Source organism: Mesorhizobium sp. M5C.F.Ca.IN.020.32.2.1, from assembly GCF_004023105.1.
Taxonomy (GTDB): Bacteria; Pseudomonadota; Alphaproteobacteria; order Rhizobiales; family Rhizobiaceae; genus Mesorhizobium; species Mesorhizobium wenxiniae.
In genome coordinates this window covers 1-2712 of sequence record NZ_RZSX01000845.1, presented here as the reverse complement: position 1 = coordinate 2712, position 2712 = coordinate 1, and the positions used below count along the sequence as shown (strand labels likewise).

2 protein-coding genes and 2 pseudogenes are annotated in these 2712 nt (G+C 67.1%); all 4 read right to left on the bottom strand.

Annotated features, from left to right (window positions below):
* Window positions 1–444 (bottom strand): annotated as a pseudogene (locus EOA86_RS29745) (N-acetylglucosamine-6-phosphate deacetylase); the annotation flags it as partial.
* On the bottom strand, window positions 441–1487 hold the full coding sequence (locus tag EOA86_RS29740) for an SIS domain-containing protein (RefSeq protein WP_095517601.1): 1047 nt from the start codon (window positions 1485–1487) through the stop codon (window positions 441–443). The pseudogene EOA86_RS29745 and the gene EOA86_RS29740, both read right to left, overlap by 4 nt.
* Window positions 1484–2266 carry a GntR family transcriptional regulator gene (locus EOA86_RS29735; protein WP_095517600.1) on the bottom strand — a complete coding sequence of 261 codons (783 nt, stop codon included), beginning with the start codon at window positions 2264–2266 and terminating at the stop codon, window positions 1484–1486. The genes EOA86_RS29740 and EOA86_RS29735 overlap by 4 nt, the downstream gene beginning before the upstream one ends.
* A pseudogene (locus EOA86_RS29730) lies at window positions 2263–2712 on the bottom strand (N-acetylglucosamine kinase); the annotation flags it as partial. The pseudogene EOA86_RS29730 and the gene EOA86_RS29735, both read right to left, overlap by 4 nt.

The window sequence follows — 2712 nt, the reverse complement described above, 5'->3', positions numbered from 1 at the left end:
GATCAGCGCCGGATCATGCGCGCCCTTGCGGGCGATCGACAAATGCGGGCCTTCGAGATGCAGGCCCAAAAAGCCAGGCACCTTTTGCTTTCCGGCCTCCGCTCCGGCGGCAACCGCCGCCGCGGTGATCTCAGGCGTGTCGGTGATCAGCGTCGGCAACAGCGCGGTCGTGCCGAACGGCGCGTGCGCCCGGCAGATGGTTTCGATCGAGGCGACATCAGGATGGTCGTTGAGCATGACCCCGCCGCCGCCATTAACCTGCAGGTCGACGAAGCCCGGCGCAAGCATGCCGCCGCCGGTTTCAATACGCTCGACACCGGATGGAACGGCGCCGACGGCAACGATGGCTTCGACGAGGCCGTCACGCACGACAAGCGCGGCATCGTCGTGCCAGTCGTCGCCGTCGAATATCCGGGCCCCAGTCAGGGCAAAACGGTCGCTCATATGGTTTCCGTCACCTTGCGCAGATTGGGCGGCGTGTCCGGGTCGAGGCCGCGATGGCGGGCAAAGGCCTCGACGAAGCCATAGAAAGACACGATCAGCGCCAGCGGGTCGGTCAGCGGATGGCCGGTGGCGACATGCGGCAGGTGCTGAGCACTTTTCGCCTTGTCTGAGGTCACAAAGACGGCCGCGCCCTTGGCCGCCAGGCTGTCGGCGGCCTCGGCAACCGACGGCTCGGAAGCATCGCGGGCGGCGAGCGCCAGCACCGGGAAATCAGGCCCGACCAGTGCCAGCGGGCCATGCATCACTTCGGCAGCACTATAGGCCTCGGCGTGCATGGCACAGGTTTCCTTGAACTTAAGCGCTGCTTCATTGGCGATCGCAGCGGACGGACCGCGACCTAGGATGAACAGCGATTTCGGCGTCTCAAGGGCGCTGGCCAGCGCCATCCAGTCGCAGGCGATCGCCTTGCGGAAATGTTCCGGCAAATGGGCGAGCGCCGCCAGCAACTTGTCGTCGCCGGTGCTATGCGCCATCAAAGCGAGGCCGGCGACGGCCGAATTGACGAAGGTCTTCGTCGCGGCGACGCTGCGTTCCGGGCCGGCCAGAATGTCGATCGCATAATCGGAGGCCCGCGCCAGCGGCGAATCGGCGGTGTTGGTGATGGCGACGGTCAGCGAACCGCCGGCTCTCGCGGCCTGCGCCATGGCGACGATGTCCGGGCTCTTGCCCGACTGCGAGATCGCCAGGCAAGCCGAGCCGCCGAGCTTGAGCTTGGCGCCATAGATCGAGGCGATCGATGGGCCGACCGAAGCGACGGCGAGGCTGGCGGTCAGCTCCACGGCATACTTCATGAAGGTGGCGGCATGGTCGGAGGAGCCGCGCGCCACGGTGACGACGAACTGCGGATCGCGCTCGCGAATGCCGCGCCCGGCCTCCGTCAGCACCGCTGCCGAGCCGTCGAGCAGGCGCGCGGTGGCCTCCGGGATCTCCTCGATCTCGCGCCGCATATGGGTGTCACCCTTTTGGCTGCTCGTCGCGCTCATGGCCGGCCCTCTTCGCCCGGCCCGCTCAGCCGGAGTTCGGCGACGAAATCATAGGCGTCGCCTCTGTAGATGGAGCGGGTGAATTCGATAACCTTGCCGCTCGCCAGATAGGAAATGCGCTCGATGTGCAGCCCGGCAATGCCTGGCGGCACTTCGAGCAGGCGCGCGTCGTCGTCGCCGAGATTGGCCGCGGAGATGCGCTGCACCGCCCGCACCGGCCGGAAGCCGGTCGTTTCCAGCGCCGCATAGAGCGACGACCCAATTCCTGCCGGGTCCGGCAGCACGCTGGCCGACAGTGCGGCGCGTTCGATCGCCAGCGGCGTATCGTTGGCGATGCGCAGGCGCGCTACGCGTGCCACCAGCTCGTTCGACGACAGGCCAAGCACCATCATCTCGTCCGGCGAGGGCGCATAGAGGCCGCGATCGAGCCAGGCTGAACGGACAGCCATGCCGCGCCGCGCCATGTCCTCGGTGAAGGACGTCAGCCGCGACAGCGACTGCTCGACGCGCTCCATACGCGGCGCGACGAAGGTGCCGGAGCCGTGGCGCTGGACGAGGATGCCGCCCTTGACCAGGTCCTGCACCGCCTTGCGCACGGTGACGCGCGAAATGTCCGCCATGCTGGCGATGTCGCGCTCGGAAGGCAGCGCGTCGCCCGGTCCGATCAGGCCGCGATTGACCGCGTCCTCGATGCTCTTCCTGAGCTGCAGATAAAGCGGTGCGCCGCTTTGCGCCGAGTGTTTCAGGGTCGCGAAGATCTGGTCGGCGGCTTCGCTCATCGTGCCCCCTCCGCAGTCATCGAGAAGACACGAACCGCCATCTGCACCGCGCCGCCCAGCGCATCGTCGAGCGGCGGCTTCAGCAGCGCCCGGTAGCGCGCCGACAGGCGTGGTGCATAGAGCGGCGCCAGTCCGCCGAGCAAGCAGAGCGGATCGTTGCTGCCGAGATCGAGCACGCCAAGTGCGGCCTCGACATCGGCGACCGCCTTGTCGAGGATCCAGTTGGCGACGACATCGCCCTTTTCGGCATGCTCGAAGACCTTGGGCGCGAAGCCGCCGAAATCGCCCGGCTTGGCGTTGGTGGTGAACTCGACCAAATCCTCGGGATTGTTGCGGAAGATGGCGAGTATGGCCTGTGTCAGCCGCGATCCCTGGCGAATGCCGTCATAGGCGAGCAGCGTCTGTTCGAGCAGGTCGCGGCCGATGCGGGCGCCGCTGCCCTGGTC

What these genes read in the sequence shown, in the direction of transcription:
- EOA86_RS29740 (WP_095517601.1), bottom strand. Translation starts at nt 1,487, where the DNA reads ATGAGCGCGACGAGCAGCCAAAAGGGTGACACCCATATGCGGCGCGAG.
- EOA86_RS29735 (WP_095517600.1), bottom strand. Translation starts at nt 2,266, where the DNA reads ATGAGCGAAGCCGCCGACCAGATCTTCGCGACCCTGAAACACTCGGCG.